This window comes from Roseobacter weihaiensis (genome assembly GCF_020622345.1).
Lineage (GTDB): Bacteria > Pseudomonadota > Alphaproteobacteria > Rhodobacterales > Rhodobacteraceae > Roseobacter > Roseobacter weihaiensis.
Map to the genome: position 1 here is coordinate 126247 of NZ_JACNMO010000009.1, position 25991 is coordinate 152237.

29 protein-coding genes, 1 tRNA gene, 1 other RNA gene and 1 pseudogene are annotated in these 25991 nt (G+C 59.2%); 16 read left to right on the forward strand and 16 right to left on the reverse strand.

The genetic code is table 11. The features are described from left to right. Nucleotides 1-14: 14 nt before the first annotated feature. The 3 genes from H7847_RS12375 to H7847_RS12385 all read right to left on the reverse strand — a co-directional run bounded on the left by H7847_RS12375 (nt 15) and on the right by H7847_RS12385 (nt 4598). On the reverse strand, nt 15-2027 hold the full coding sequence (locus H7847_RS12375; RefSeq protein WP_227269792.1) for a capsular polysaccharide biosynthesis protein: 2013 nt from the start codon (nt 2025-2027) through the stop codon (nt 15-17). A gap of 6 nt (nt 2028-2033) precedes the next feature. After that, complete coding sequence (locus H7847_RS12380; RefSeq protein ID WP_227269871.1) at nt 2034-3134, reverse strand: polysaccharide biosynthesis/export family protein; 1101 nt, start codon at nt 3132-3134, stop codon at nt 2034-2036. 144 nt (nt 3135-3278) lie between these two features. Then, nucleotides 3279-4598: a capsule biosynthesis protein gene (locus tag H7847_RS12385; protein ID WP_406675993.1), complete on the reverse strand. Its 1320-nt coding sequence runs from the start codon at nt 4596-4598 to the stop codon at nt 3279-3281. A gap of 125 nt (nt 4599-4723) precedes the next feature. On the opposite strand from H7847_RS12385, the gene H7847_RS12390 reads away from it, so the two are divergent. The 5 genes from H7847_RS12390 to H7847_RS12410 all read left to right on the forward strand — a co-directional run bounded on the left by H7847_RS12390 (nt 4724) and on the right by H7847_RS12410 (nt 7873). Then, entirely contained in the window at nt 4724-5317 is a 594-nt protein-coding gene (locus H7847_RS12390) for a riboflavin synthase (protein WP_227269794.1), read from the forward strand. A gap of 72 nt (nt 5318-5389) precedes the next feature. After that, the gene (gene ribB, locus H7847_RS12395) at nt 5390-6514 is read left to right on the forward strand and encodes a 3,4-dihydroxy-2-butanone-4-phosphate synthase (protein WP_227269795.1); all 1125 of its coding nucleotides are present in this window, start codon (nt 5390-5392) and stop codon (nt 6512-6514) included. A gap of 5 nt (nt 6515-6519) precedes the next feature. Continuing rightward, nucleotides 6520-7071, forward strand: a complete 552-nt coding sequence (locus tag H7847_RS12400; protein ID WP_227269796.1) for a 6,7-dimethyl-8-ribityllumazine synthase — start codon at nt 6520-6522, stop codon at nt 7069-7071. Beyond that, complete coding sequence (gene nusB / locus H7847_RS12405) at nt 7068-7550, forward strand: transcription antitermination factor NusB (protein WP_227269797.1); 483 nt, start codon at nt 7068-7070, stop codon at nt 7548-7550. Before H7847_RS12400 ends, nusB begins: the two co-directional genes overlap by 4 nt. Nucleotides 7551-7603: 53 nt before the next feature. Next, complete coding sequence (locus H7847_RS12410) at nt 7604-7873, forward strand: hypothetical protein (RefSeq protein ID WP_227269798.1); 270 nt, start codon at nt 7604-7606, stop codon at nt 7871-7873. Between the two features lie 264 nt (nt 7874-8137). On the opposite strand, the gene ssrS is transcribed toward H7847_RS12410, so the two are convergent. Next, a non-coding RNA gene (gene ssrS, locus H7847_RS27370) (6S RNA) lies at nt 8138-8291 on the reverse strand. Nucleotides 8292-8394: 103 nt separating this feature from the next. Here ssrS and H7847_RS12415 point away from each other — a divergent pair. Next, complete coding sequence (locus H7847_RS12415) at nt 8395-8853, forward strand: MmcB family DNA repair protein (protein WP_227269799.1); 459 nt, start codon at nt 8395-8397, stop codon at nt 8851-8853. Here H7847_RS12415 and H7847_RS12420 read toward each other — a convergent pair. Then, the gene (locus H7847_RS12420) at nt 8850-9047 is read right to left on the reverse strand and encodes a DUF6324 family protein (RefSeq protein ID WP_227269800.1); all 198 of its coding nucleotides are present in this window, start codon (nt 9045-9047) and stop codon (nt 8850-8852) included. The genes H7847_RS12415 and H7847_RS12420 overlap by 4 nt on opposite strands. A gap of 79 nt (nt 9048-9126) precedes the next feature. Between H7847_RS12420 and H7847_RS12425 the strand changes: the two genes are divergently transcribed. Then, nucleotides 9127-9609 carry a GNAT family N-acetyltransferase gene (locus H7847_RS12425; protein WP_227269872.1) on the forward strand — a complete coding sequence of 161 codons (483 nt, stop codon included), beginning with the start codon at nt 9127-9129 and terminating at the stop codon, nt 9607-9609. A 43-nt stretch (nt 9610-9652) separates the two neighbouring features. Further along, nucleotides 9653-9729: transfer RNA gene (locus H7847_RS12430), tRNA-His, on the forward strand. A gap of 31 nt (nt 9730-9760) precedes the next feature. Here the strand turns inward: H7847_RS12430 and H7847_RS12435 are convergent. From H7847_RS12435 to H7847_RS12465, 7 genes are read right to left on the reverse strand one after another with little or no spacing between them, the layout of a single operon-like run. Further along, nucleotides 9761-9991, reverse strand: a complete 231-nt coding sequence (locus H7847_RS12435) for a hypothetical protein (protein ID WP_227269801.1) — start codon at nt 9989-9991, stop codon at nt 9761-9763. Next, a complete protein-coding gene (locus tag H7847_RS12440) occupies nt 9991-10437 on the reverse strand; it encodes a hypothetical protein (protein ID WP_227269802.1) in 447 nt (148 codons plus the stop codon). The genes H7847_RS12435 and H7847_RS12440 overlap by 1 nt, the downstream gene beginning before the upstream one ends. Continuing rightward, entirely contained in the window at nt 10424-11230 is an 807-nt protein-coding gene (locus H7847_RS12445) for a hypothetical protein (RefSeq protein WP_227269803.1), read from the reverse strand. Before H7847_RS12445 ends, H7847_RS12440 begins: the two co-directional genes overlap by 14 nt. Continuing rightward, the gene (locus H7847_RS12450) at nt 11191-12630 is read right to left on the reverse strand and encodes a DEAD/DEAH box helicase family protein (RefSeq protein WP_227269804.1); all 1440 of its coding nucleotides are present in this window, start codon (nt 12628-12630) and stop codon (nt 11191-11193) included. Before H7847_RS12450 ends, H7847_RS12445 begins: the two co-directional genes overlap by 40 nt. After that, nucleotides 12627-13958, reverse strand: a complete 1332-nt coding sequence (locus tag H7847_RS12455) for a hypothetical protein (protein ID WP_227269805.1) — start codon at nt 13956-13958, stop codon at nt 12627-12629. The genes H7847_RS12450 and H7847_RS12455 overlap by 4 nt, the downstream gene beginning before the upstream one ends. 4 nt (nt 13959-13962) lie before the next feature. Continuing rightward, on the reverse strand, nt 13963-14505 hold the full coding sequence (locus H7847_RS12460) for a hypothetical protein (protein ID WP_227269806.1): 543 nt from the start codon (nt 14503-14505) through the stop codon (nt 13963-13965). After that, the gene (locus H7847_RS12465) at nt 14502-15038 is read right to left on the reverse strand and encodes a helix-turn-helix domain-containing protein (protein WP_227269807.1); all 537 of its coding nucleotides are present in this window, start codon (nt 15036-15038) and stop codon (nt 14502-14504) included. The genes H7847_RS12460 and H7847_RS12465 overlap by 4 nt, the downstream gene beginning before the upstream one ends. 1181 nt (nt 15039-16219) lie before the next feature. On the opposite strand from H7847_RS12465, the gene H7847_RS12470 reads away from it, so the two are divergent. From H7847_RS12470 to H7847_RS12500, 7 genes are all read left to right on the forward strand, one after another. Next, nucleotides 16220-16600: a hypothetical protein gene (locus H7847_RS12470; RefSeq protein WP_227269808.1), complete on the forward strand. Its 381-nt coding sequence runs from the start codon at nt 16220-16222 to the stop codon at nt 16598-16600. Next, nucleotides 16597-16962 (forward strand): hypothetical protein, encoded by a 366-nt coding sequence (locus tag H7847_RS12475; RefSeq protein WP_227269809.1) that lies wholly within the window; start codon nt 16597-16599, stop codon nt 16960-16962. Before H7847_RS12470 ends, H7847_RS12475 begins: the two co-directional genes overlap by 4 nt. Before the next feature lie 356 nt (nt 16963-17318). Further along, nucleotides 17319-17873: a terminase large subunit domain-containing protein gene (locus tag H7847_RS12480; protein WP_227269873.1), complete on the forward strand. Its 555-nt coding sequence runs from the start codon at nt 17319-17321 to the stop codon at nt 17871-17873. Next, nucleotides 17870-18328: a hypothetical protein gene (locus tag H7847_RS12485; RefSeq protein ID WP_227269810.1), complete on the forward strand. Its 459-nt coding sequence runs from the start codon at nt 17870-17872 to the stop codon at nt 18326-18328. The genes H7847_RS12480 and H7847_RS12485 overlap by 4 nt, the downstream gene beginning before the upstream one ends. After that, nucleotides 18321-18884: a hypothetical protein gene (locus tag H7847_RS12490; RefSeq protein ID WP_227269811.1), complete on the forward strand. Its 564-nt coding sequence runs from the start codon at nt 18321-18323 to the stop codon at nt 18882-18884. The genes H7847_RS12485 and H7847_RS12490 overlap by 8 nt, the downstream gene beginning before the upstream one ends. Before the next feature lie 23 nt (nt 18885-18907). Further along, entirely contained in the window at nt 18908-19129 is a 222-nt protein-coding gene (locus tag H7847_RS12495; RefSeq protein ID WP_227269812.1) for a hypothetical protein, read from the forward strand. Between the two features lie 18 nt (nt 19130-19147). After that, a complete protein-coding gene (locus tag H7847_RS12500; protein ID WP_227269813.1) occupies nt 19148-19453 on the forward strand; it encodes a hypothetical protein in 306 nt (101 codons plus the stop codon). 270 nt (nt 19454-19723) lie between these two features. Here H7847_RS12500 and H7847_RS12505 read toward each other — a convergent pair whose 3' ends face one another. The 4 genes from H7847_RS12505 to H7847_RS12520 form a co-directional block, all read right to left on the reverse strand. Continuing rightward, the gene (locus H7847_RS12505; protein ID WP_227269814.1) at nt 19724-20539 is read right to left on the reverse strand and encodes a sugar ABC transporter substrate-binding protein; all 816 of its coding nucleotides are present in this window, start codon (nt 20537-20539) and stop codon (nt 19724-19726) included. Nucleotides 20540-20624: 85 nt separating this feature from the next. Continuing rightward, nucleotides 20625-21569: an NAD(P)-dependent oxidoreductase gene (locus H7847_RS12510; RefSeq protein WP_227269815.1), complete on the reverse strand. Its 945-nt coding sequence runs from the start codon at nt 21567-21569 to the stop codon at nt 20625-20627. Further along, nucleotides 21569-22381: an HpcH/HpaI aldolase family protein gene (locus H7847_RS12515; RefSeq protein WP_227269816.1), complete on the reverse strand. Its 813-nt coding sequence runs from the start codon at nt 22379-22381 to the stop codon at nt 21569-21571. The genes H7847_RS12510 and H7847_RS12515 overlap by 1 nt, the downstream gene beginning before the upstream one ends. Nucleotides 22382-22391: 10 nt before the next feature. After that, complete coding sequence (locus H7847_RS12520; protein WP_227269817.1) at nt 22392-23828, reverse strand: NAD-dependent succinate-semialdehyde dehydrogenase; 1437 nt, start codon at nt 23826-23828, stop codon at nt 22392-22394. A gap of 302 nt (nt 23829-24130) precedes the next feature. Here H7847_RS12520 and iolD point away from each other — a divergent pair. Further along, nucleotides 24131-25991, forward strand: a pseudogene (gene iolD / locus H7847_RS12525) (3D-(3,5/4)-trihydroxycyclohexane-1,2-dione acylhydrolase (decyclizing)).

Sequence of the window (25991 nt, forward strand, 5' to 3'; positions counted from 1 at the left end):
TCCGGTGATTTCAGTCACCGCCACAAACGGGCCTGACTGGCAAAGAGACCTTGCAGCTTTGACAGCAGACGGTTGTGCCAGCTGCGCGGCGGGGTCGGGTCCGCCTGCGCCAGCCAGTCTGTCGCGGCTTCGACGGGACAGGCGGTCTTGAGGTCCGGGTGCATATAGCGCGGATAATCGATGAGGCAGGCGTGCACCAGACCTGCAAGGCTCGGGGTCGCCCGGCGGCGTGGCGGGACTTGCGCCAGATCGTTTGTGAGCTGCCATCCGGCGTAAAACGGGAGCCCGAGCGTGGTAACCGGGACGCCACGGATCAGGGCTTCAAACCCCAGAAGCGATGTCATCGTCCAGACCTCCTGCACCTCTTGCAGCAGAAAAATGGTATCCGCCTCTCGGACAACAACATCCGCAAGATCATCGGATAGCTCACCACCGCGGCGCAGGCCGGCCTCCACATCGGGGTGGGGCTTGTAGATCAGAACCGCGTCCGGGTTGGCGGTTCTGGTGGCCTTGAGCAGCCCGGCATTGGTCCGGATGCTGTCGCCGCCGTGGATCAGTGAGGCGTCATCCTCGACCTGCCCGACAACAAGGATACGGTGTCCCTGCGGCAATTCCGGTTGCCGGCCGCCGAGGTTGTACTTGCTGAGCCCGGCGCTCTTGATCTGTCGGATCAGCGCTTCGGCCCGCCGCGCCTGATAGGGGCGTAGAGTGGCCCGCGCCGCGATCAGGTTTTCCAGGCGGCTGGGTTTGGAGGCATCGTAGTAAACGCCCAGATCGTCAATCACCAGAGACAGCGGGGGCACAAGGGCGGCCCCCAGCCCGCGCGAGCGCAGAAAGCCGTCCTCCACCCGCAGGGCATCGGCATGACCCACAGCTGCTTTGCTGGCCCAGACCATCCAGGGCCGCTTGGTGGCACGCGCCTTGGCGGGGTGATCCTCGAACAGCAGCGGTTTGTGGGTGCCGAAGGCGTCTTGCAGCGGGCCGCGCTTCCATAGACGCATGCCGGAGGCGACCCAGCCCCGGTGATCCTCTCGCCACGCGCGTGTCTCTGCCGCGAGGTTCTCCAGTGCGGTTTCGAATGCACACAGGCGGTCTGCAAAAGGATCGTACCATTTGGGATAGATCAGGGCGGCAGCGGCAAAGAGCTGGGCGCGGCTGAGCTGTCGTTGTCGGCGCTGGACGGGAAACTCATCCTGCGTCAGCCCCCAGCCGGCGTAAAACGGCGTGCCGAAAACGCGGGGTCTGTGGCCGGCAAAGATGGCTTCGAACCCGAGCTGAGACGAGACCGTGTAGACGGCAATCGCCCCCTCCAGAAGGGTCCAGGGGCTCACGGGGCTGTCCAAAAGACTGATGTGATCCGCCAGATCGGCCTGTGTGTAGTAGCCCGGACGGTACTCTTGTGTCGTTTCAGGATGCGATTTGATGACGATCCGCGCGCCGGGGTGTTCTTCCTGCGCGATGAAAAGCATCTCAAGGAAACGGTTGCGATCCGCGCCGCAGGCCTTCAGCGAGGCGTCGCCCTCGGTTTGATCCACCACCAAAACATAGCCCGGCGGCGGCACGGCAGTTGCGGGCTCAAAGGCGGTGTATTTGGTCAGATGCGCCTCTTTCAGACGTTCAATCGCACCACGAGCCCGGTCCAGCAGGGCGGTGTCATCCAGCGGGTGCGTTGCCAGCAGGACCTCCAGCTCCGAGGCGGTTTGCGCATCATAATGCACGCCCTGGCCGTCGATGACCAATCCCATGGGAGGGGCCCCGGCCCGACCGGGAAAGAGCGAGCGCAGCCAAGCATCTTCGACCCGCAGGAGCCCGACACCGCGATGCTCCGCCACCGCCTCACCCCGGTGGGCGGTCGGGCTGTTGCCCCAGACACCCACCATGTCCTGCGGTCCGGGGGCCCCAAGTCGGACCTGATATCCGCAGAGCGCGAGAATGCGTTTGATCCGCTTTTCGGTCAGAAAGCCGCCGTTATAGACAAAAAGCCGCCGATCAGCATCGGCGGCCTTTGGGGCGTTTGCTGTCTCCATCAGGCCTTAATTGGCAAGCTGGTCAAAGGAGGCAACGGGGCCAAGCAACGATCCGACGAGCGCGCCGATGGTTTTGTTCCACTGCGTGATCGGGGCTTCGGTGACATAGAGCGTATCGCCGTCGCGGATCACGAAATCGCGCGCTTTGAACATGCCGTTGGGTTGGGTCAGATCCAGCAGATAGACCATGCGCTGGTCCCCGATAAGATCCGTTCTGCCCAGAACTTCGTTGGCGATATTCTGTGTTTCATTGCGCAAAACGAACACGCCCGTGGCGTCCGAAGTGGTAGAGACCAGCCCGCCCACCTGCGCAATTGCCTCAAGTGCGGAGAGATTCTGTTTGCTGAATGGCACCCGTGCCTGCGACCCCGTGGCCCCGAGCGAGGTGAAGGTGCGTGTGTCTTCTTCCACTAGGATGCGGTCCCCGCCGCGCAACGCGATGTCGACACTTGGGTCCTTGTAAAGATCATTGAACCAGATCCGGCCTTGCTGGTTGCCGCGCAGGACGGTGATCTGGGCAATCTCGGGCTCGATCGTCACGCCACCGGCGCGCGCGAGCATGGTCGACAATGTGCGGGTGGGGCGCTCGATCGGGTAGACACCTTGTCCGCCGACGGCCCCGACAAGCGAAACGGTAGAGCCGTCGCCGGCCTGGCGCCGGACCTCAACCTGGGGATCCGGTGTCTGGTCTTCGAGCCTTTCCGTAATGATCCGGCGAATAGTCTCCGGAGAATTCTCTGACACTTTGATCCGACCCGCGTAGGGCACAAAGATAAAGCCATCGCCATCGACCTGCACCTGTTCCAGCAGGGTTGCGTTCTGCGCCTCGCCGGCCAGCAGGCCGTCGTCCACGTTTTCCCAGATCGTCAGTCCCAGAATATCACCGGGCTGGATGGTATCAGACCCGACCCGGGCGGCATTTCTGAAACTGTCGGAAAATCCGAGCGCTGGCACGAAAGCGGTTGCGCGGGTGACACGGTCGTTGACCTCGACCACGAACGCATCCCCTTGTTCCTGAACCGATCCGCTGAAAATCTGGTTTTTGTTGGGGCCGACCTTGGGCAGGCCACAGGCCGACACAACGATCAGAGCCGCCAATAAAGTCATGGCGCGCGTGCGCGCGAAACGGATAGCTGTCACTGCCGGTCTCCTCGACCTGTATTGCGCTGTCAAAAAATGTCAGTCATTTATATTATTTGGCTGCACGATATCCTCGAATTTCGAAAAATCCACTATTTTGAAGGCTTTTGCCTATCGCACGACGCGCAACTGTTGCTGAACTGCTTCGCTTTTCGGGTGGGGCAGGGCGTAAGGATCATGACCTTGCAGCATCAAATCGGTCACTTGGCGCAGCAGCTGGCGGCGTCCCTTTCGGGCATAATAGCTGCCCGGCAATTGGCTCGTGGCGAGCAGAAAGTCCCGAAACTGGCGGTAGGCACGGGCATCCGGACGGGCCGGATCGGCAAAGAAGTCAGTGATGCTCTGATGTGAAACCAGTTCTGGTTTATTGTAGACGGCCGCCCCAAAGGCCCGCAGGGGAATGCCGCGCCACAGTACTTGCTGGCCTGCCGTCGAGTTGACGGTGACAGCGCTGCGCGCATCGGTCAGCACGCCCGCAAGCTTGCCACCCCGGACGTAGTGCACGCGGTCGGCGATCCCGTGGCGGCGTGCCAGGCGTTTGATGTCTTGCCGGACGGGCACGCGTCCATCCTCCAGCGGGTGGGCCTTGAAGACCAGATGATGATGTACGGGCGCGCCTTTGGCAAAGCCTTCGATCACCAGATCCAGAAAGTCGCTTTGCGTCTGGAAGGGCCCATGCATCTGGAAGGAGCTGTCATGCTCCAGTTGCAGCAGCGCCAGATGGTAGGGAAAGCTGCCCTGACGGATGCGAAACGTGGCGAGCATCCGTTCCAACGATTGAAAGGGCATCAGCAGCAGGCGTCTGAGATAGAGCTTGAATTCCTGCGCGACGTTCAACGCCCTGTGAGGCTGAAACCGGGGGTAGCCCTTGTTCCAGAACAGCACAAACCAGTGGTAAAGCGCACCGTAAAACACGTGCTGCCGCATATCGCCCCAATGACCGGGTGGAATGGGCGGCTCAAAGGGTTGCTCCTCGCCCATGGCCTGCATCGCGTCGATGGTGAGCGCCATCAGGCTGGAATGACCGTTTGCGCCGCCTTGCTCATAGGTGACCCAATAGGGTCTCAGATATCCCTCTTCGAAGACGTGAACGCGCAGGCCCTGTCCCTTGGCCAGCGCGATGGCCTGGGCATGAACGGGGCGTGTGTCACCGTAAAGCACGACATCTGTCACGGTGTGATCCTTGACCAGACCGACAAAAGTGTCGGGCCAGCCGTCGATAGTGCCGCGGAAGGGAATATAGCTTTGACGGTTGAACCAGAACGCGCGATCCCCGGCGTTAAAGCCGACGCGCCGAACCTGCGCGCCGCTCTGCCTGAGCTGTTCGGCAAGCGACCAGAAGAATGGCCCATGCGGCCCCTGCAGAAACAGGAAAACGCGGTCTTTGTTCACCGGACCAAGGGTCACACAACTGTCCTTTTCAAATCTCATCCACCCAAGGAAGTAGAGTAAGAGATCAGATATGACAGCAAGATTAATGCGCAGCAAGGCAGGGGGCTTGTCAGCCGGGTGTTGCACGTCTACGTCACACAAGGCATGGGCAGAGCGGGATCAGCATGTTTACGGGTATTATAACGGATATTGGCACCATCGTCAGCCTTGAGCAGCAGGGCGACCTGCGCGCACGTATTGCGACATCCTACGACACCTCGGGCATCGATATGGGGGCGTCGATTGCCTCGGATGGGGTCTGCCTCACGGTGGTTGATCTGGGGGAGGACTGGTACGATGTTCAGATCAGCGCCGAGACGGTCAGCAAAACCAACCTCGCCACCTGGGACGTTGGGACAAAAGTGAACCTTGAGCGCGCCCTGCGGGTGGGGGATGAACTGGGCGGGCATATCGTCTCAGGCCACGTGGATGGCGTGGCAGAGGTTATCGCGGTCAGCGATGAGGGCGACAGCACGCGTGTCACCCTGCGGGCCCCCCGGACACTTGCCCGGTTTATTGCGCCGAAAGGGTCGGTGGCGCTCAATGGTACGTCGCTGACAGTAAATGAGGTCGACGGCGTGGATTTCGGGGTGAATTTCATCCCGCACACCAAAGAGGTCACCACCTGGGGGGGCGTGGCGGTTGGCGACCGCGTCAACCTTGAGATCGATACACTGGCCCGTTACGTCGCGCGTCTCGGCGATATGCCCGCGCTTTAGCGGGTCCGGTGACTGGTCAAGAAAGCGCGCTTGGGCTAAGAGCCAGCGACGGCACAATGAGGCGATCCTGCTATGAGTTTTGAAACACCCGGACCGGTCGAGACGGATTTGCGCAGCAGTATTTCGCCCATCGAAGAGATCATCGAGGTCGCCCGCAGGGGACGGATGTTTATCCTTGTCGATCACGAAGACCGCGAGAACGAAGGGGATCTGGTAATCCCGGCCCAGTTTGCGGATGCCGCCGCGATCAATTTCATGGCCACTCATGGCCGTGGGCTGATTTGCCTGCCGCTGACGGCAGAACGGGTAGAGACTCTGGGATTGCCGATGATGGCGGTCAACAACTCCTCGCGGCACGAGACGGCGTTCACCGTGTCCATCGAGGCGCGCGAAGGGGTGAGCACAGGGATTTCCGCCGCAGACCGGGCGCTGACCGTGGCGGTGGCCATCGATGAGAGCAAGGGCCAGGCCGATATCGCAACACCGGGTCATGTCTTTCCACTCGCCGCACGGCGCGGCGGGGTGCTGGTGCGCGCGGGCCATACCGAAGCTGCGGTGGATATCAGCCGTCTTGCGGGACTGCATCCCTCCGGTGTGATCTGCGAGATCATGCGGCCTGATGGGGAGATGGCGCGCCTGCCGGATCTGGTGCGCTTTGCCGCCCAGCACGGGCTGAAGATCGGCGCGATCAGTGATTTGATTGCCTACCGCCACAAGCATGACAATCTGTTGCGCCAGCGCGCGGAGCGCCGCGTCACCTCGGAGTTTGGTGGCGAGTGGACGATGCGCATCTTTTCCGATCAGATCACCGGCACCGATCATGTGATGCTGTCGAAGGGCGATATCTCGACGCCGGAGCCGGTATTGGTGCGGACCCATGCGCTCAACGCGCTGGAGGATGTCCTGGGCCTGGGGCCGAGCCCTTCCGATGAGCTGCCCCGCGCGATGCAGATCATCGCGGAGGAGGGCCGGGGGGCTGTGCTGCTGTTCCGCGAACCGCATCCGAAATTGCGTCTGGAGGATGACGAGGACGAAGGCCCGCGCACCATCAAACGCACCGGGACCGGCGCGCAGATCATGTCGACGATGGGCCTGCGGGACCTCATTCTGCTGACCGACAGCCCGCAGACCAAGTACCTCGGGCTGGAAGCCTACAACCTCTCCATCGTGGGCACGCGCCCGATCACCAAGGAGTAAAAGCCATGGCTGCGAACGAAGACCACTACGTCCTGCCGCGCCCCGATTTTGACAAACCGGTCAAGATCCTGATTGTCGTGGCTCCCTACTATAAGGACATCGCCGACCAGCTTGTGGCCGGGGCCAAGGCCGAGATCGAAGCCGCCGGTGGCAGCTGGGAGCTGGCAGAGATGCCGGGCGCGCTTGAGGTGCCAACGGCGATTGGCTTGGCGGATCGTTGCAGCAATTTTGACGGCTATGTCGCTCTGGGCTGTGTGATCCGGGGCGAGACCACGCATTATGAGACGGTGTGCAATGACAGCAGCCGGGCGCTGCAATTGCTGGGCTTGCAGGGGCTTTGCATTGGCAATGGCATCCTGACCGTCGAGACCCGCGCGCAGGCTGAGGTCCGGGCGGAGGTTGCGGGGCAGAACAAGGGGGGTGGGGCCGCAGCGGCAGCCTTGCATCTGATCGCGCTCGCTCGTAAGTGGGCGGCAGAGCGCAAAGGCATCGGGTTCAAGCCGCAAGGGCAGGAACTCTTGATGGCCGGTGACACAGATGGATCCAAGACTGCATGAGTTCTCTTCACGGCAACCTTTCCGGCAATCAACGTCGCAAGATGAAGTCGGCAGCCCGGCTTTACGCGGTGCAGGCGCTGTTTCAGATGGAGCATTCTGCCCAGACCGTCGAGGCAGTGCGCCGTGAATTTCTCGACCACCGGTTTGGGGCAACCTATGAGGGGCAGGAGATGCTGGACGGCGACATCGATCTCTTTGACCGCCTTTTGGAGCAGGCGGTGAATTATCAGGCCGCCATTGACCAGTTGACCGACCGGGCTCTGGTGGCGAAATGGCCCTTGGGACGCATTGACCCGACGCTGCGCGCGCTTTTTCGGGCGGCAGGGGCCGAGTTGCAGATCGCTGACGCGCCGCCAAAGGTGGTCATCACTGAATATGTCGATGTGGCCCGCGCGTTTTTCGAAGGCGGCAAGGAGCCGAAATTCGTGAATGCAGTGCTGGATCACATGGCGCGTGAGGCCCAGCCTGAGGCATTCTGACGCTTGCGTGGCGGACCCTGCGTGCTATTTTCCGAACTGAAAGGAGCTGGAACATGCCCCGTATCTTCCGACTATATCTGGTGAGCGCCCTCAATGGATTTGGTATTTCACTCGCCTTTGTGGCAATGATCCTGATCTTTAACGTGGCAAACCTGCGCCATCTGGTTGGCACGTCTGATATCGGTGTGATGGCGGCAGTCGCCTTCTGGATTCTGAATGGAATCGTTTTTTCCGGAGTGCAGTTTGCCTGGGCGTTGGCGCAGATGGTGCGTGTTGAAAATGCCAAGATTGCAGAAGAGCAGGGTGGAACACCTCACAGGTGAACAAATTGGTAATAATTTGCGCCTACAGTCCCATTTATCGCTATTTTCAAGGGTAAAGGCTCTGGACATTTCATCCAGAAATGCCATCTTAATCCCAAAGGAGAGCAGAAATGTTTGATGCCATCGTATCTTTTTTCCGGTCAATTTTCGCCGAAACGCGGCAGGACGAGCTGCTGATCCCTGTACGCGTAGAGCGCAAGCGCGACCAGTTGGGTCGCCGCTGATCCACGAGATCATCTGACTTTTTGAAGGGCAGCGGGTGTGACGGGCCCGCTGTAACCGTTTGGTTTTTTATTCCCGAGGACCTGTATATACAGGTGGGCGCCAGGTAACCAGGCCAGGGCCAGGACAGAGCCAGCTCCCTCGGATTTGCTTAAGGCCACTGGAACGTAACCAGTCACGAGAAAAGCAGCACCCGTCACGCACAGCACTTAAGACGCACAAGGTGCCAGAACAAGTGGCGGATGGCCTGCAACAAGATTATTGTTGATTGATGTTCTTGTAATGTTCATATTTGAAGCATGACACAAGAAGATTTGCAGTGTTTTCAACCAGGCCAGCTCCTGGCGCGCGGCACATCCCGCCTGATGTCGAGCCATGGGTTCTGCACCGTGGAAGAACTGGTGCCGGCACGGGGACTGCGTGTTGATGTAATGGCCCTGGGCGCAAAGTCAGAGATCTGGGTGATTGAATGTAAGTCAAGCTGGGCCGATTTCAGATCAGACAGCAAATGGCGCGGTTATCTGGAGTGGTGTGACCGGTTTTTCTGGGCGGTGGACGCCGCGTTTCCGACCGAACTGCTCCCCGACGACACGGGTTTGATCGTTGCGGACGCTTACGGGGGTGAGATCATACGGATGGGCCCTGAGCGCAGATTGGCCCCGGCCCGCCGCAAATCGGTGGTGCAGACCTTTGGATCAACAGCGGCGCGACGCTTGCAGGCATTGCGCGATCCCGGTGCGCAGCCAGAGTGGACCTAACGGCGAGGTTTTGCCGTGCCGCGGGCGCGCAGTGCCGCGGCTTTGATCTCTTCTGCGATTTCATCCGCATCGTCCGGCGCGAAATCCATGGGAATTTCAACACCGTCCGCTTCTACGTAAATGCGGACCATCCCCTTGTCGGTCGGTCCGATCTGAAGGTTGGCTTCAATGTCGCGCTCTGTGTCGATCCCCATGAGGTCCTCCTTGATGAAGTGGCGCATCGCTAGCCTGCAAGAGCTTGAAAAGCAAGCGCAGATGGGATCAGATGAGAGGATGGAAGACGTGACCCTTCGCCCTTTAAACCGGACCGACCGGGATTGGCTGGTTGACCAACACCGCATCCGCTACGCGCAGGATGAAGGCTTTGACCCCAGCTTTGGCGTGCTGGTGGCAGAGATTGTGGATGCTTTTCTCAGCGGACATGATCCTGAGCGGGAGGCCGCATGGATCGCGGTTGAGGGCGATGTGCGTCTGGGGTCGATCTTTTGCGTGCGCCAGAGCGCAGAGTGCGCCAAGCTGCGTCTCTTTTTGTTGGTACCCGAAGCCCGTGGCAAGGGGTTGGGGCGCCAGTTGTTGGAGACCTGCATGGCCTTTGCCAAAGACCACGGCTACCTCAGGATGCAGCTTTGGACCCATGAAAGCCACAGTGCTGCCTGCGCGCTTTACAAGGCCACGGGCTGGCAGTTGGAGTCGTCAAAACCGGTGCACTCTTTTGGCCAGGATCTTGTCGAGCAGAGCTGGAGCTATCACTTTTAACCCTCTTGCATTTCCCAGACGCGGAGGCTAAATCCGACGCAGTGCCGCCTTAGCTCAGTTGGTTAGAGCGCCTGATTGTGGATCAGGAGGTCCCCCGTTCAAGCCGGGGAGGTGGTACCATTAAATCAATACCTTAGCGGATTTCGACAGCTCACAGATAGCCATAAAATATTTTTTCCAACGCTTTTCCAACACTCGAACACAAATGCCAGGCGCTGGGCACCGGGGCGATGTTGGAAAGAATCGTGGAAAAATCACATGCCGCTGTAGTCAGGCCAGTCACGGGCGGCGGGGTCACCGCTGCGAGGGTTGGGATCGGTGATACGGCGTAGTCCAGCTTGAGTTCGAGGTACCGCAGCAGTCGGTGGTCGTCAGGCGTCATTATGCTTTCCTCATTTCGATGGTCGAGGCGGTCGGCACCAGAGCGCGCAACAGGCGCTCTCCGTCCTCGTGGTTAGCCGCGTGAACCAGCACGGCATAGCGCGGGCTGTGCGGCTTCAACTGCAGGAACATGGGCAGCGGCTCATGGGTCCAGACCCGGTGCACCACGTCCAACGGCTTATGGTCCCAGTATGGCTTCAACTGCATCGGGTTGGTCACCAGTTCGGGCAGCAGCTCAAGCGCCAGAGAGCCGAGCTTCTGGTCGACGGCTGGATCAGGCACGACGCCCTTCGCTGCCATCCTGACGAACCAGCCCTGCCGCCAATAGGCGACCCTTTCGCGCTGTTTGCGTGGCAGGGCACCGGGCGGGATGCGGTCCCAGTCGCGTGGGATGGTGCCCCAGTCCTTCGGGATATTGTGGGTCTCTTCGACCTTACGCTGTGCCATGAGCGGCTCCTCTCTTCAGGTTCTTCAGCGACTTCAGGTTCACTTTCTGGTTCTCGCGTTCTCCGCGCCGGGTCTTCAGTTCAGTGCCTGCAGGCAGTGTGCCATCAGCGATCAGCTCATCGATCAAGCCGTACGCGTCGTCATCGTCCAGCGCATCGATCAGAACCGGTACGGCAAACACCAAGTCGGGCAGCTTCAGGGTATAGGCTCGGGGGTCAGTAAAGCGGTGTGCGTCGACCAGCGCCTCTTTGGTTTCGCCGAACTCCCGGCGACGGTAGTCGCGATGGTTCTCGACTGCCTTGGCGTCGGCGAAACGGTCGGCCAGTATGGTGGCCACCAGCTCGTTCAAGCAGGCAACGCGCTTGGCATTGAGGTCCGGTACAATCCCCATGTCGGCCAGCATCTCGTACCAACTGTAGAGCTGGTCGGTGGTCACGATGTCATCGATCTCGATGTTGTCGTGCAGGGCGTCAGTGTAGAAGAAATGATCGTACTGGGCGTCGGCAGTGCGGCGCTGTGCACGGCCTCGAACGGACTGTAGCACCTGCGCCTCGGTGATTGCCCGCATGCGCTCCGTCAGGAACGGGTTCTCGTGCACGTAGCGCACGACGGTGTATGGCACGCCTCCGGTAGTCTGGCGCTCAATTTCGTGCCGCTGCCACATGTTGTCGTCGGCGTCCTCGATGACATCGCCGATCAGGGCTTCGATCTCCGGCACGAGGTCGTGCACCTGAGGCAGCACCTGCCCGATGGTCAGGCCCCACCGCGCGTCCTTGAGGTCGTTGCTCCCCATCGTGCTGTTGTGGTGCAGGACTTCGAACCGACGCGGCAGGTCCAGCTCGCGGAGCTTATCAGCGAGCACCTCCGGCGCGACGACGTAACCCCCCCCGGCTTGCTCTCGTCGGTGGCGTACTCGGGGAAAAACCGCTGGTCGAGCAGCTCGATGATCTGGACGATCTCCTCCAGCCGCCCGTCCTGCTTCAGCGCGGTCTTCGTAGTCTTCGACCCATTGATCTTGACGAACCGCGTGTAGGGCCGTGGAGCTGGTGTGAGGGCCGCCTGCGTTACGCTGGAGAACAGGCGGCCATACATGGGCGAGGCCGTGGCGGACAACAGAGCCACGTTGACGACCTCGCTGAGGTGTGTGGCCAACGGCGCGCGGTGGCGCAGCACAGCATCGAGTTTGTCGCCCCGGCTGCTTGGTCGCCATTGGATGCGTGTGCCGGGCACCAGATCAAGGTCTGGGCGGCAGCGCATCGTCTCCAGCAACTGGTCGAGATAGAGGCAGGCAACCCAGATCGCCTGATTGTTCAACGCGTCGGTGCCGAGCCTCTTTGACTCGGCGCGCCGATCATCGACATTGGGGCGGCTGCGCAGCTCGACAATGGCGCGGTTGTAGACGCCGCGCAGTGCAGTGATCAACTTCGGCGACGGCAGGTCATCGCGGCTCAGCCTGCCGTGTGGACGGCCTGCTGCGCGCCTGTGGGCCTCGATGATCTCGTCGCGCAGGGCGGTCGCCAGCGCGCCGCTGACACGCTCTGTGTTTTCGCCTGCGACCAGTGTGCCGAAAGCGTCCTCGTCGATGATCAGCTGCTTGAACCTGGCGCGCTGCTCTGTTGGTAAACCGAGAACTGCCATCGGATGTGTGGCCACCAGCACCTGCGGCTGGTGCGCTCGGAGCGTCGGGCGATAGATCGGGCAGGTGTCCGCGTTGGGGCACGTCGCGCCTTTCACGCCGTCCTTGGTCTTTACGTGGCAGACAGAGCGCTTGCGCCCGCGTCCGGTGATCAGGTGGTGGGCGATGTCGTACTGGGTGCAGGCAGGCTCGTTGTCAACGACGGACAGGGGCTTACCGGGGCGGTGGTTGCCTCGCTCGGCGGGGTCAACGTCCTGCCACTCACGGTCGGGGCCGTGGTAGACGTGCACGCTGACCTTGGCGGCGCGTAGGTCCCGCATGATCTGGTTGGCCAGCTTGATGGTTGCGGCGACGATCAGGATGCGGTCGTCGCTCATGCGGGTCAGCTCGATCACCTCTTGCAACGTCACGAACGTCTTTCCGACCCCTACGTCGTTACAATTCATCAGCAACGGCGTCGGGATCAGAGGCAGCGGCATGAGCGGCCACCCGATGTCGAGCATGGAACGCTCGACCTCGACGCTGCGCCTCAGCCCTTTGATAATGAACTGGTTCACTTCTCCGTACCGAAGGCCCTACGCAGAAGAGTCCGGAAGTCACCGAGTGGCTTCGGCACAGCTGCAACTCTCGCGCGGTGCTTCTCCTCGGCCTCTGCCGCGCGTTCAGCTAGCTGGCTTTCAGACCAAGATTGCTGCCGATAGCAGTAGCGAAACTGACCCCTCAAGCCTTCATTCATGCGCAGGGCGAACTCGATATCATCCCGCAGCGGGTGCTTCGTGACATGCGCCACCAGCTGCTGCAGCTCCTCGAACGATCCGTCGGGGTAGACCTCGTTGACGTAGGCACCAGCCAGACTGAGCAGTTGGTGGTGCAGCGTCGGTTTGCCGGTGGCGTCGCCACCGGGGCCGTAGTCCACGATCTCGGCTGCACGTTCCTGCACGCTCATGCTGGTGGCACTGCTAGCGCGTTCCTTGATCTGCGCCATCTTCGCCTTCTTCTCGCGGAAGGGCTCGATGTCGGTCGGCACCTTCACGCGGGGTCCGTTGAGGCGCAGTAGGCGTGGCAGTGGGTCCTTGACCAAGCCCGGCAGCGCGAGCGGCGGGCCATCAGGATCGGCGTTCTCGCGCAGTCTGATGCCCCAGTAGCGCGCCTCTGCGGTGTAGTGGACGTGACCGGGTTGAAACAGGCTGCGGTCGCAGGCGAAGCCGTATGTCCAGTCCTGCATCTCCTGCGAGCTGACGGGCCGGTCGCTCAGGCACCAGACGTGTGCCTTGCTGATGTCCCGTGCGCCGCCCAGCATAGAGGAGGACCATCGTACGATGCACCCGGCATCGTGGAGCTCGGGCGGCAGGCACTCGCGGATCAGGTAGCGCGCCCAGTGCTTTGGGTTCTGCTCCCAGCCTTCGGGGAAGGGTGGCCCGCAGTCCACGTCGAACATGATCCACCGGCGCGGTACATCGACGATGGCGCGGCGGGGGTCGCTCTTTTTGAAGATGCGGCGGAAGATACTGGCTGAGGCCTGCGTGATCGCGCCCCTGATCACACACTTGTAGGCGTTCGTCGTGCGGGGGTGCGCCGTTTTGAGCAGGTGCTGCAGCGTCGCCTCCAACTCACCGAGGTCGGTGATCGGCCAGCTGCTATCGACCTTGTAGTATGTGGGGAAGCCGGGGCCTTTTCCCTTCCGCCTGCGCTGGATGGCAGGCGGCGGGGTATCCTCGGTGGCAGGTGCAATCAGGACTGTTTTGCGCAGCTCCTTGCGGTACTGCACCTTGCCGCGCTCGTCGACGTACTCGACGGCCTGCAGCACGACCATTGTGTCGGGGTTGTCTTGCCCCATGATGACAGGCACGGCGGCTGCCGTGTCGTAGTTGAAATCGAAGTCCATGGCATCACCCCACGAAGCGGTCGAGCAAAATTTCGGTCGCCCTGTCGGTGATCTCGTCATTCTTGAGACCGGGCATCGGTTTGTAGCCAAGGGAATGGACCTCTGGCGCTCCGTCGCGGATGGCGACGGCGATGTACGCCTGCCCCCCGATCCGCAGTGCGCGGTCGTCCTCTTCGGTCCAGCCGGGCATGAGAAAGGCGCAGTCGCGGTCGACGTTGCTGATCTCGGGCTCAGTACCGTCGGTGCGCAGCAGATGAGCCAGCTTGCCGGACAGTGTGACGTGAGCGATCTCGAAGGCGGCGGGTTGTGGCGTACGCTCCGGATTAATCAGGACGTCTGCCCAGAAGCTCGAGACCCAACCTGCCAACGGCGGCATGTGCTCGGTTTCGATCTTGGTCAGCTTGTTGTGCTGGATGCGGACGGGGTCGCCGGTAAGGCTGAGGTGCCCGCCGCTGTTGTGGACAGCGAAGTCGACGCTGCCGTCGGCCAGTACAACGCCGAACCCGTGGCTTCGGTGGTAGACGATGGAGAGGTGCGGATATTTCATGCCCGTGCCTCCCGTACAAGACGGCTACGGTTCCGCTTGGCGCTTGGGGTGCCGCCCATCAACCATTCAAGAATGTCGGCGCGTGTGTAGCGGATGATCGCGATGTCCCGCCCTTCACGCTTCCGGCTCCCGGCGGTGTGAAACTTCGGACCGGCGCCAGTGCTGCGCATCGCGCGAAGGCTTTCGGCGGTCACACCCAGCCACTCGGCGGCCTGCTGTGAGGTGAGCGGCTCATGCCAGTAGCCTTGGTCGCGCTCGATGGCCTCGCCAAGTTGATCGGTGGTGGGGTCGTAATACAGGCTGGTGAAGACTGTAGTGCGCGCGCCGGTGGGCGGAGCCTGCGGCTGCTGCGGTTCGGCGGCGCGCCGCTTCGATGTCGTTGGCCGACGCCCTGCGCGGCGAAGAGGCTTCGACGGCTCCTCGATGGCATGCTGCGCGGTGCCTGTTCCTGTCTCCGGTGTTCGAAGCACCGTTGGCGTGATCGCGCTCACGCTCAGGGCGAGCACGGACGTAGCAGTGGTTAGGTCCGACATTTGGAACCTCCTATGAGGCACCCCTGTCAGCGTCGGCTGTGGAGATGCACACTTCAATTTGACCTCGTGGTCAGCGAGGTCGGCTGCTGCTACCCTCAAGCGTCTCCCGGCGGGTAGCCGAGCCGTGTGTTGTGTGCACGGTAGAAGATGCAGCATGTCTGCTGCCCAGTCAAGGGAAAAACGCAGCATATTGAAGTTCTTATATGCGGTGATACTAAGGGTGACGTGCTGCGCGCGGAGCTGTGCTAAGCTCCAGTTGCGTCTCCAGATCGCATTCTGAGAATGCATCTCCACAATGCAACTGGAGATGCGAATGGACGCAAGTGCTGCTGGAGATCGATCTGGAGATGCGTTTGAGCTGAAACGCGACTGGAGCAGTTGACGTCGGGTCAACCGCTAACCCTGAATAGGCCTTATAGGGGTATTTCCTTGTAAGGGGCAGTCAGGGGAAGAGCCGATTAGATAGGTCAGCATTTCTGATATATTTGCTCTCAGATTGATCTGAGGGCCAGATCGGTCTGAAATCCACTGGATCAGAGCTGGAGATCGATCTGGAGCCAAACTCCAGCTGGAGCGACGGTCAGTACAAAAGCGGGCCTCAGGTTGCGTTTCCTGAAAGGGCACTGGGTCTGAACTGAGATCGCGTCGGGAAGTAAACAACGCGAGCGGCACTTGCGTCTGCTACCGACTTGCACGGGATCGCGCCGAGCTGTCTCCTGCAGCGGCGTCTGTCCCGACCGCACTGGCGACCCGCACTAGCCGGGCAGCAGGCCGGAAAGTCGCGGCACTGGGTTCGGAGACCGGTGTTCCAGAACTTGCAGCGCCAGCCGTGCAGGTTTCCTGCACAACAGTGCGCCGGGGCGACCACCGCGCTGACCGCCCGCCCGTTGCCCCGTACGCTGCAAAACTGGCCGCCTTTCTGTTGGAAAAGTGTTGGAAAGAAGAGTGACTCGCCTCTAAAACCTTGAAAACAAATTAAGTTTCCCTGATCGAATATCAGGAAAACCTTTTCTCACCGCTCCGCTGCGCAGCCTAACGTGCTGATCTTAAATGGAAAGTTTGATGCCTATCGTCTATGATGCCTGTGTTCCGACAGCAGCCTCCTATGGCGAGCAGCTTAATCAGCGGCGGGGCGGTGGACTTAGTCACCCATCGCCCCGTCGCATCAGCCGGAGAACCGAATGCGCCGACCCGTCAAACGACATCGCCTCAGCCGCCGCGAAGAGCTGCAAGACACGCGTGAGCGGATCGAGCGGGAAGCAGACCCCATCGGCTTCCTCGCCGCCATCGTGCGGGGCGAGCCTGTGGCTGTCCGCGATTACGAGGGCAGGCTGCTCAGCACCGAGCATCCCAAGATGGAGCACCGTGTTGTCGCCGCCAGAGAACTGGCACGCAAGATCGCACCGGACATGAAGGCCATCGAGGTCGACGCAACCGAAGGAGGCATGACCATCAACTTTATCAGCCCGATCCCGTTGCCAAACTCACAGCCGACCCTCGCAGAGCAGGAGGCGATAGAGGATGCCTATCTGATCGAAGACCACGAGGAGCAAGAGACATGACAGACCCCCGCATCGACAAGGCGCGCGCCATCCTCGACGCCACAAATCGCGACCCCAGCACCGGACGCCTGCCGCACGGCATCCGCGCCAAGATCGTGCTGGCCACCGGCCTGCGCATGGAGCAGGTGAGAGCGTGGCTCAACAAAGGCGCACCACTCGATTACCAACCGCAAGCCACACCCATGCCGCAGACGCCTGAGCGCCAGAAGTTGGAAGCCAAGGTCGAGACCTTGCTGCTCAATGCCAAGCGCACCGCCTCTGGCAACCTCGCACCGGGCGAGTTGCAGAGGATCGCAAAAATCGCCGGGATCACGCCCCCTGCCGTGCGCCACATCGCAACCAAGTTGGTAGATGCCGCATGATCGAACTGGCCCTCAAAACGCAGCGCATCGTACGACGCATGAAGCGGCCCTCTCATGTCGCACCTGTGTCCGAGCCAACCAGCGCGCCGCAGCAAGAGGGACACACCCCCCCGGGTGGTAGTGTTCTTTTGCAGGAGGAAGCAGCACAGGGCGAGCACACAGCGCGAAAAGCTGCGCAAACGAGGGGCATACCCCCAAATTTGCGCACTTTCGGGGAGAGAAAAGAACAGGCACAAAATTACCTAGCCTCGCCTGAAAAAATCCCAGCCTCCTCCTCAGAAGACCCACTGACAGCAGCCGCTCAGGCCACAACCGGATACCAGCCACGCGACTGGCAACTCACAGTCCACAGCTCCATGTCCGAGCACCGCTTTTGTTGTTGCGTCGTACATCGCCGGGGCGGCAAGACCGTACTGGCCGTAAACACGCTGATCGCAGCTGCCATGGCTCTGCCACAAGGACGGTTCGCGTACATCGCGCCCACCGTTAAACAGGCCAAGTCGATCAGCTGGCCCATCTTCCGCGAATACACATTGGGCATCCCCGGCATCGACTTCCGGCCCGCCGAGAACAAGATCGTCTTTCCGAACGGGGCTGAGGTCATGCTGTTCAGCGCCGACCTGCACGACAGCATCAGGGGCCACGGTCTCGACGGAGCCGTCCTGGACGAGGTCGCCAGCTTCCCCGCCGAGGCATGGCCCACCTCCATCCGGCCAACTCTCAGCGACAAGAACGGCTGGGCGCTCTTTGTGGGCACCGTGCGCGGACAGGGTGACGAGTTCCACCGCGCCTACCCACGGCGCGCCGTCGACGAGCATCTTCCGCTCTACCTGCAGCCCGATCACCACAAAGAAGAGGACTGGGACTTTACCCCCGGCGTCTTCCACGATCACAGGGAATACGGATATTGAAACGCGCCTACACCGGCCCCGACTACATGCCCCAATACAAGGCCGACGCCCTCGCAGCAGGCGAGCAGAAGCGTCGCATGATCGCCATTGCTCAAGCCCGTAAAGGCGAGGCCGAGGCAAAGAAACCACCACCCCCGACGAAGGAAGAACGCATGTACCCGAAGATGAAACAGGCCATGACCCGCGACAAGGTCAGCCGCGAAAAGTCCTTCCGCGAAACCACCGGCCCAAGGCAAGTCAAGGATATGTCCAGCGCCGAGAGGTGGGAGGCGTTGCGCCAGCAGGGCTGGCGCGTCGCCACCGATCAGGACGAGCGCAACCTCAAGAGCTACCCGAGCATGGCCAACCACATCGTCAGCTCCGTCGCACATGACGGCACGCCCATTGTGCGCCCGTCCACCGAAGCAGAACGCCACAGCGACCAAGTCATTGAGGAGCTGAGCCCCAATGGATGAACACCGGATCACGCAGATCGAAGCCGACCTGCAGCGCGTTATGCGCAGGTTGTTCCCTGAAGAGTTCAAGCGCCCTGCGCCGCCGCCACCGGACCCGCTGGAGGACCTCTTCGGTGCACCGCAGGCAAGCGACGATCACTACCTCAAAGTCCGTTGGGACGCGCTGACAGACCACCGCGCCTGCTTCCTCGATGCCGATGAGCATCGCAAGGCAAGGGCTGAGTATATGGACATGCAGGGCTCGTACCTGCCGGATTTCTACGTGAAGGACGGTGAGGTGATCGACGGCAAGACCGGGAAAGTCGTGACCCGCGAACGCGAACTGCGCAAAATCATCAGGCGCGAGCGCGCGTCGATCAAGCAGATGGCACGCGATCAGATCGATGATGACCCCGAGATGAGCTGGACACCTGTGCAGGACGCTCACGACACGTTGCACGCGGCAGAGACCGAGCTGGCCAAGCTGAAGGGCAAAGCGCCACCGAAGCGCCGGTCGCTCGACCCTGCACTAAACCGCGCGAAGCTGGTCGCCCAGTCCGCAACACTGGCGAGGTGATCGGCATGTAGAGCCCGAAGACCGTGAAGACGAACAGCGCGCCACCGCGCAAGCTTACCAAAGAAGAGCGCGATCTGGTGGAGACCACCCTGAACATCGCGGCATGGACATGCGAGAAACGCGGCGCAACCCACGTGCCTGTCGACCGGATAGATAGCCCGCTGATGGTCGCTGCGGTCATCAGCGTCCTGCAGCAGAGCGAACACAAAGTCGATCCCAACGTCGGCTCTCACGCAGCAGCATAGTCACAGAGGAGACATCACATGGCTGAAGAAACCATTTTCGTACAGTTCGACAAGGTCGGGTTCTACTCGCCCGCCACCGGGGCCATCGGCACCGGCAAGGATCGCGGCACCATCTACCGGATGCCCGCGAGCTTCGCCGAGACCGACGCCAACGAGAAGCGCAGGTTCCTGCCCAGCTCGGCAGAGATCATGGACGAGGACGAGGCGAACGACCTCGTCGCATCCGACAACCGGATCGCCATCGTCACCCCGAAGATGGATCGGCAATACCTGCCGGATGCGAAGAAACCGCAGAAGCGGCGCACCAAATCAAAGGCCGCCTGACCAGATCGACCGGGGTTGGATGGCTCCTCCCTGAGGTCGCAAGCGGCGCGCCCGGCTATGCTTCGTTGGCTGGGCGCGTCGCACCAAACCCAACAGCCAAGGAGGCGAACATGAGTGAAGCAGGAAACAGCAAAGGCACCAAGGGCGGCGGCTCGAAAGCCTAAACAGTGACAGATGCCCGGATTGGGACAGTGTCTCAATGTCGGTGATGCGCAGAATGCAGACATGGCGTATCTGCTGAGCGCTCGGCTTCAAGGGCATTGAGAACGGCTAGCCTTGGTAGTATGGCTGCTGGTCAATAGCCCAGCTGATTATGTCTTCCTTTATGCCGTCTGAAATCTCAGCGCTCAGGTCGAACGTGCCGAAATAAATGTCGCCAGCGAGACCGTTCTCTTTGAGGGCTTCGATGGTTGGCCCTGCAGAAGTAGGCCCGAGCGTTAGGACGGCATCGGTTTCCGGATTTGCCGCGAGATATGCCAGAACCTTGTTTTTGATCTCAGCCGGGTCTTGACCGGAATCAATCATCTGCGAGCCTAGCTCAACACCAATACCTTCCGCGAAACCAGCACAGCGGTCAACGGAAGCACTGTTTGTGATGTAGTGGTTTACGCAAAGAAACGATCCAGGCGAAGCCTCGGCCATTGCCCGCTCACCAGCTTTTCTACCCGCAAGAGACTCCGGTTGGCCAATATGCATCATTGCGCCGATTCTGGCCGATTCTTCTTCGGTGCCAGAGTTTACAGTAATGACTGGAATACCACGTGCAATGGCGTCCATCAGAGGACCTGAAAGGGCATCGAAGTCAGCAATTGTTGCGACAATTCCATCGGGATTGGTGGCGGCCGCCTGTTCAATGATCCGCGCCATGTCTGCGATGTCACCGGTTGGTGGGTTGCGGTATTCCACGGTAACGCCCAGCTGGCCTTCCACCTCGGAAAGTGATGTTTTGATGGTATTCCACCAGCTATCGCTATCTGGAGCGTGGCTGACAAAGACGAAACGTTCGCCCTCGGCGCTGGCAACAGTGGCGCTGAGTATGGTGGCCGCTGCAATAGCAGTCGCCATAAAGTAAGACTTGATTTTCATGAGTTCTCCTCCAAGTTGGCCCGCCAATGCGCGGGTTTTTTGAGCGAATGGATTTACGCCCGAATTTCACGCTGTTAAGTGATGTTCAGTTCACGACTAACTCCGGCAACAGTCTGCCTGAGAAGTAGTCCAAGACATTTTGTACGGCCTTAACCGCCATGCGCTCTGCGCATTCCAACGACATTCCGGCGGAGTGAGGCGTTAGAATTGCAGTATCGATGTCGTGGTAAGGATGATCCGGCCGAGGCGGCTCTTCTGCAAAGACATCTATGCCGGCGCCAAGAATGCGATTTTCGCGCAGTGCAGTGGCCAGAGCGCGATCATCAATGATGCCGCCACGCGCTGAATTCAGAACGACACAATTTGGCTTTAGTAACTCTATTTCAGCGACGCCCAGAAGAGGCTTTGCCTTGGGTGGCATGTGAAACGAAATGAAATCGGAACGCTTGAATCCATCAAGCAGATTGGGCTCAAGAGTTATGTCCGCGCCTACGTCACCATGCCCTAAAAACGGATCGAACACCGAAATGCGAAGTCCGAACGCCATAGCCATAGATGCCAGCTTTCGACCAATTCGACCATAGCCAACAATCAATAGCGTTTTGCCGTCGACCTCTTGTGCTTCAAGTGAATTGCGATAGCCCCAGGGACGAGCTCCGCGGCAAGACTGGTCATAGCATAGCAGCCGTCGTGAGGCCGCCAACAAGAGGGTCATCGTATGTTCAGCGACTGCACCCGAGTTAACATCACCGACGATTGCAAGCTTTATGCCGCGTTCATTTAATGCATCAATATCCACCGCATCATAGCCAACTCCATGTCGAGATACGATTTGTAGTTGGTTTGCCTTTGAAATCGTAGCAGCGGTCATTGGTTGTGTGCGGAGCACAATGCCATCGGCTTGCTCGATGAGCGGTGCATAGCTTTCTTCACTGATGTCTTGGACATAATCATAAGTGATACCTTCAGCTTGATCCAAGAGAGCGATCCCAGTGGGATGAAGTTTGCCAGCGACAAGTACGTGGGGCATTAGTATCCCGCCTTGTGTTCGTTTGATTTTTCGGTGGCGCCGAGCAATGTACGCGCTCTTCCAACGCTTGTTGCAGCACTTGCAGCAAGCAAACGGCTATCGCCTGAGATCGTTGTCAGGTCGAAACCCCAGCCAATGGCCTTGGCAGCGTATTCTGGTGTGCCGCAATGAAGACATGCATGTATTCCGGCACCCTTGGCGGCCTTAAGGATGCTTTTGATGAGTTCCACCATTTCAGGTTCTTCACGATCAAATCCTGGGGGCAGTTCCCCCTGTTTTGCACCAAGCGTAAGGTCGGCCGGGCCAATGTAGATCGCATCAAGTCCAGGAGTTGCGACGATTTCTTCGAGATTTTCGATCCCTTCTCGGGTTTCGATCATTCCTATGGCCAGCATTTCAGCATTGGCTTCATCGGCATAACCGCCACCCGCTGCAAAACTCACGCGTGTTGGTCCAAAACTTCGGCTGCCCAATGGAGGGTATCGCACGGCAGAAACAAAAGCTTCGGCTTCAGTTCTAGAGTTGATCATCGGGCAGATGATACCGTAGGCACCCGCATCAAGGGCCTTCATGATAACGCCTGGGTCGTTCCATGGCACACGAGCCATCAGAGTTTTGCCGCTGGCGCGCATCGATTGCATCATCGGCAGAGCATCGCTGTAATCAAGCGCGCCATGCTGCATATCTATTGTAATGCTATCATAGTCCTGCGCGGCCATAATCTCTGCCGTGAAGGAGTTACCTATGGACAACCAGCCGTTTAACGCTGGCATGTCCGCGGCCCAAAGCTCTTTTACCTTGTTAGGAACCATCGCGCGCCTCTTAAAAAACGATCTGTGCCAATTTGGTATCGAGGTAATCCTCGATTCCTTCCGTTCCGCCTTCGCGGCCCAGCCCTGAAAAATTGCTGCCACCGAAAGGCGCTTCAGCAGCAGCTAGAGCAAAGGAATTGATACCAATCATCCCAGACTTCAGCTCTGATACAGCCCGGCGTGCGCGCTCGGGGCTTGATGTAAACGCATATGCCGCGAGCCCCATGTCGGAGTTGTTGGCACGTTCCAGCGCTTCATCATCGGTCGCAAAACTAGTAATGGCTGCAATGGGTGCAAAATTCTCGTCAGCAAACACCGCATCATCATCAGCGATGTTCGATAAAACCGTTGGTTCAAGAAAATGCCCCGTATTCAGATGTGCAGGACGTCTTCCGCCTGTGTGCAACACTGCTCCCTTGGCTACAGCGGCCTCAATGTTACCCAAAGCAGTCTCAAGTGAACGTGCGTTGATCAAAGGTCCCATCTGAACGTGGTCCTTCAATCCATCTCCAATGACTAAGGCCTCGGCTCTTTTCACAAAACCATCGACAAAGGCGTCATGCAGTTCATCATGTACAAAAATGCGATCCGCGGTCACGCAGACTTGCCCGCAATTTGAAAACTTGGTTGGCACAGCCGCGTCGAGCACTGCGTCTAGATCAGCGTCGTCATAAACTATCATAGGCGCGTTGCCCCCAAGCTCCATCGACACTTTCTTGACTGTATCTGCTGAGTCTCGGATCATTTTCTGACCAACCCAGGTCGAACCGGTCAAAGACACTTTGCGGACTGACTTTGCCGCCATAATTGGGTCGTAAGTTTGGGGGGTTGAACCGGTGATAAGATTCACGACGCCTGCAGGAAGACGACCTGCCTGCAAGCAGTCAAAAATGATCATCGCTGTACCCGGCGTTTGAGATGACGGACGCACGATTATCGAACACCCGGCCGCCAAGGCGGGTGCCACTTTACGAGCGATCAATGCTGCAGGAAAGTTCCAGGCAGTGAAGGCTGCAACGACACCGACGGGCTCTCGAGCCACTTCAAACCGGCCGCCCGGAACTCGGCTTTCGACCAAACGGCCATAAATGCGGCGCGCTTCTTCTGCATACCAACGGAACTGATCGACAACCAGGCCCCACTCACGTCCAGCCTGAACTAAAGGCTTACCCGTTTCGGTGGAAATCATTTGCTTGGCATCTTCTGTGCGCAGTTTTAACTCGTCGGCGATGGCATGCAATGCATCGGCCCGGTCGAAAGCTGCTGTTTTGCGCCAGATTTTAAGACCGCGCTCTGCCGCTTCAATGGCACGATTGGTGTCCTCAATCTCGGCGGCGGGCATGTCACCAATCGAATTCTCAGTCACAGGGCTGTCCACCTGTATCGTGGCGCCACTGGTTGCTTCAGACCATTTGCCACTAATGAAAAGACCGTATTCGGCGTACATTATCCAACCTCCTGAAGTGGTATTGGGCGCTCGTTGAGCCTCAACGGCAAAGCTTCACTGAGCTCGGTCAGTACGTATGCCGCGGAGCTCGCGCTTGCGGCTACGCTCATCAGGCGACGTTTATGCCCAGACAGCATAATCGCGTTCGTGTGCGGAGCGCCCAAACGCTCGCATCCAGTGATTGACATATGTACTTTCCTCCCGGCTCGTTACTCTGCGAAACGAGTCATGCAATATATGTTGCAAGAAAACTAATCTGTCAATAAACAATTCATGAACGCTAGTACCGCTGGGAGGAAAACATGGCCGGTAAGACAATCAGGTTGACGATGGCGCAGGCTGTCGTACGCTATCTTTGTAATCAGTTCACAGACATAGAAGGTGAGCGAGTACCGCTATTTGCGGGCGTCTTTGGGATCTTTGGGCACGGAAATGTCACGTGCTTTTCTGAAGAGTTGGAGCGCGTTCAGGATCAGCTTCCGACATGGCGAGGGCAGAATGAGCAATCGATGGCGTTAGCGGCGATCGGCTATGGCAAGGCCAAACTGCGCCGGCAAATCATGATCGCAACCACCTCAATCGGACCAGGCGCTACCAACATGGTGACAGCTGCGGGGGTTGCCCATGCGAACCGTTTGCCCGTTCTTTTGATCAGCGGAGACACTTACAACAACCGTCTTCCAGATCCGGTTCTTCAGCAAGTCGAGCATTTTGGTGACCCTTCGACTACAGTAAATGACAGCTTCCATGCCGTTACACGCTATTGGGACCGCATAACGCATCCCGCACAGATCCTCTCCAGTCTACCGCAGGCGCTGGCGACAATGCTTGACCCAGCTGACTGCGGCCCGGCCTTTCTAGGTTTACCTCAAGACACCCAAGAACTCGCCTATGACTACCCCATCGCGTTTTTCGAAGAAAAGACATGGGTTATTCCCCGCCCGCGGCCTTCTCACGACCAGGTCTTCGCTGCCGCAGAGCTGTTGAAAACAGCGAAAAAACCATTGATCATTTCTGGCGGCGGTGTGCGTTACTCGGGGGCAGGGGAGGCCTTGGCCAGTTTTGCAGTTGAGCGCGGTATACCAATGTCGGAAACGATCGCCGGCAAGGGAGCAGTGGTACATGACCATCCAGCTTATGTAGATCCTCTTGGGATCGAAGGGACGGATGCAGCAAAGGCACTGGCGGAAAACGCGGGTGTGGTAATAGCAGTTGGTACGCGGATGCAGGATTTCACCACTGGCTCGTGGACAACGTTTTCCCCAGAGACGCAATTTATTGGAATAAATGCTGCGCGATTTGACGCTGCAAAGCATAAGGCTCTTCCCGTTGTGGGTGATGCGCTGGAAGCGCTCGGTGATCTAGATGCTGCCTTGGGTGATTGGTCTGCACCTGCGGCTCGGATGGAAGAGGCTAGTGCGGAATACGCATCGTGGAACAAGATGTTGGACGAGTATCAGAATCCAACAAACGATCTCCTTCCGAGCTATTCGCAAGTTATTGGAATTGTGAACAAAGCTGCGGGTGACAGAGATACCGTTGTTACAGCCGCAGGCGGCTTGCCAGGAGAGACAGTAAAAAAACTGGCGTACGAAAGGCGCCAACACATTTGACTGTGAATTTGGCTTCTCTTGCATGGGATACGAAATCGCTGGCGCTTGGGGCACAGCAATGGCGACCGAGGGTACCGGAACACCAATTGTGCTAGTGGGCGACGGTTCCTACATGATGATGAACTCTGACATTTATTCTTCGGTTTTGTCAGGGCACAAAATGATCGTAATAGTTTGTGACAATGGTGGTTTTGGCGTCATAAATCGTTTGCAAACCGGGATGGGCGTACCTGGATTCAACAATCTCCTGAAAGACAGCAGGGTCCAAAACAAAGACGACCCATTGCATGTTGATTTTGCAAAACATGCCGAAGCAATGGGAGCACTCGCGCGCCATTGCGACAGCTTGGCTGATCTAGGAACAGCCATGGAATGGGCGAAGACGACAGATCGAACCACTGTGCTTTCAATTGCAACCGACGCACACAAATGGACACCGGGCGGTGCAGATTGGTATGTCGGCGTACCCGAGGTTAGTCCGCGCGAGAGCGTACAAAAGGCCCGAAAGGGCCAAGAAGCCTTTCGCCAAAAGCAGCGTCAAGGAGTCTAA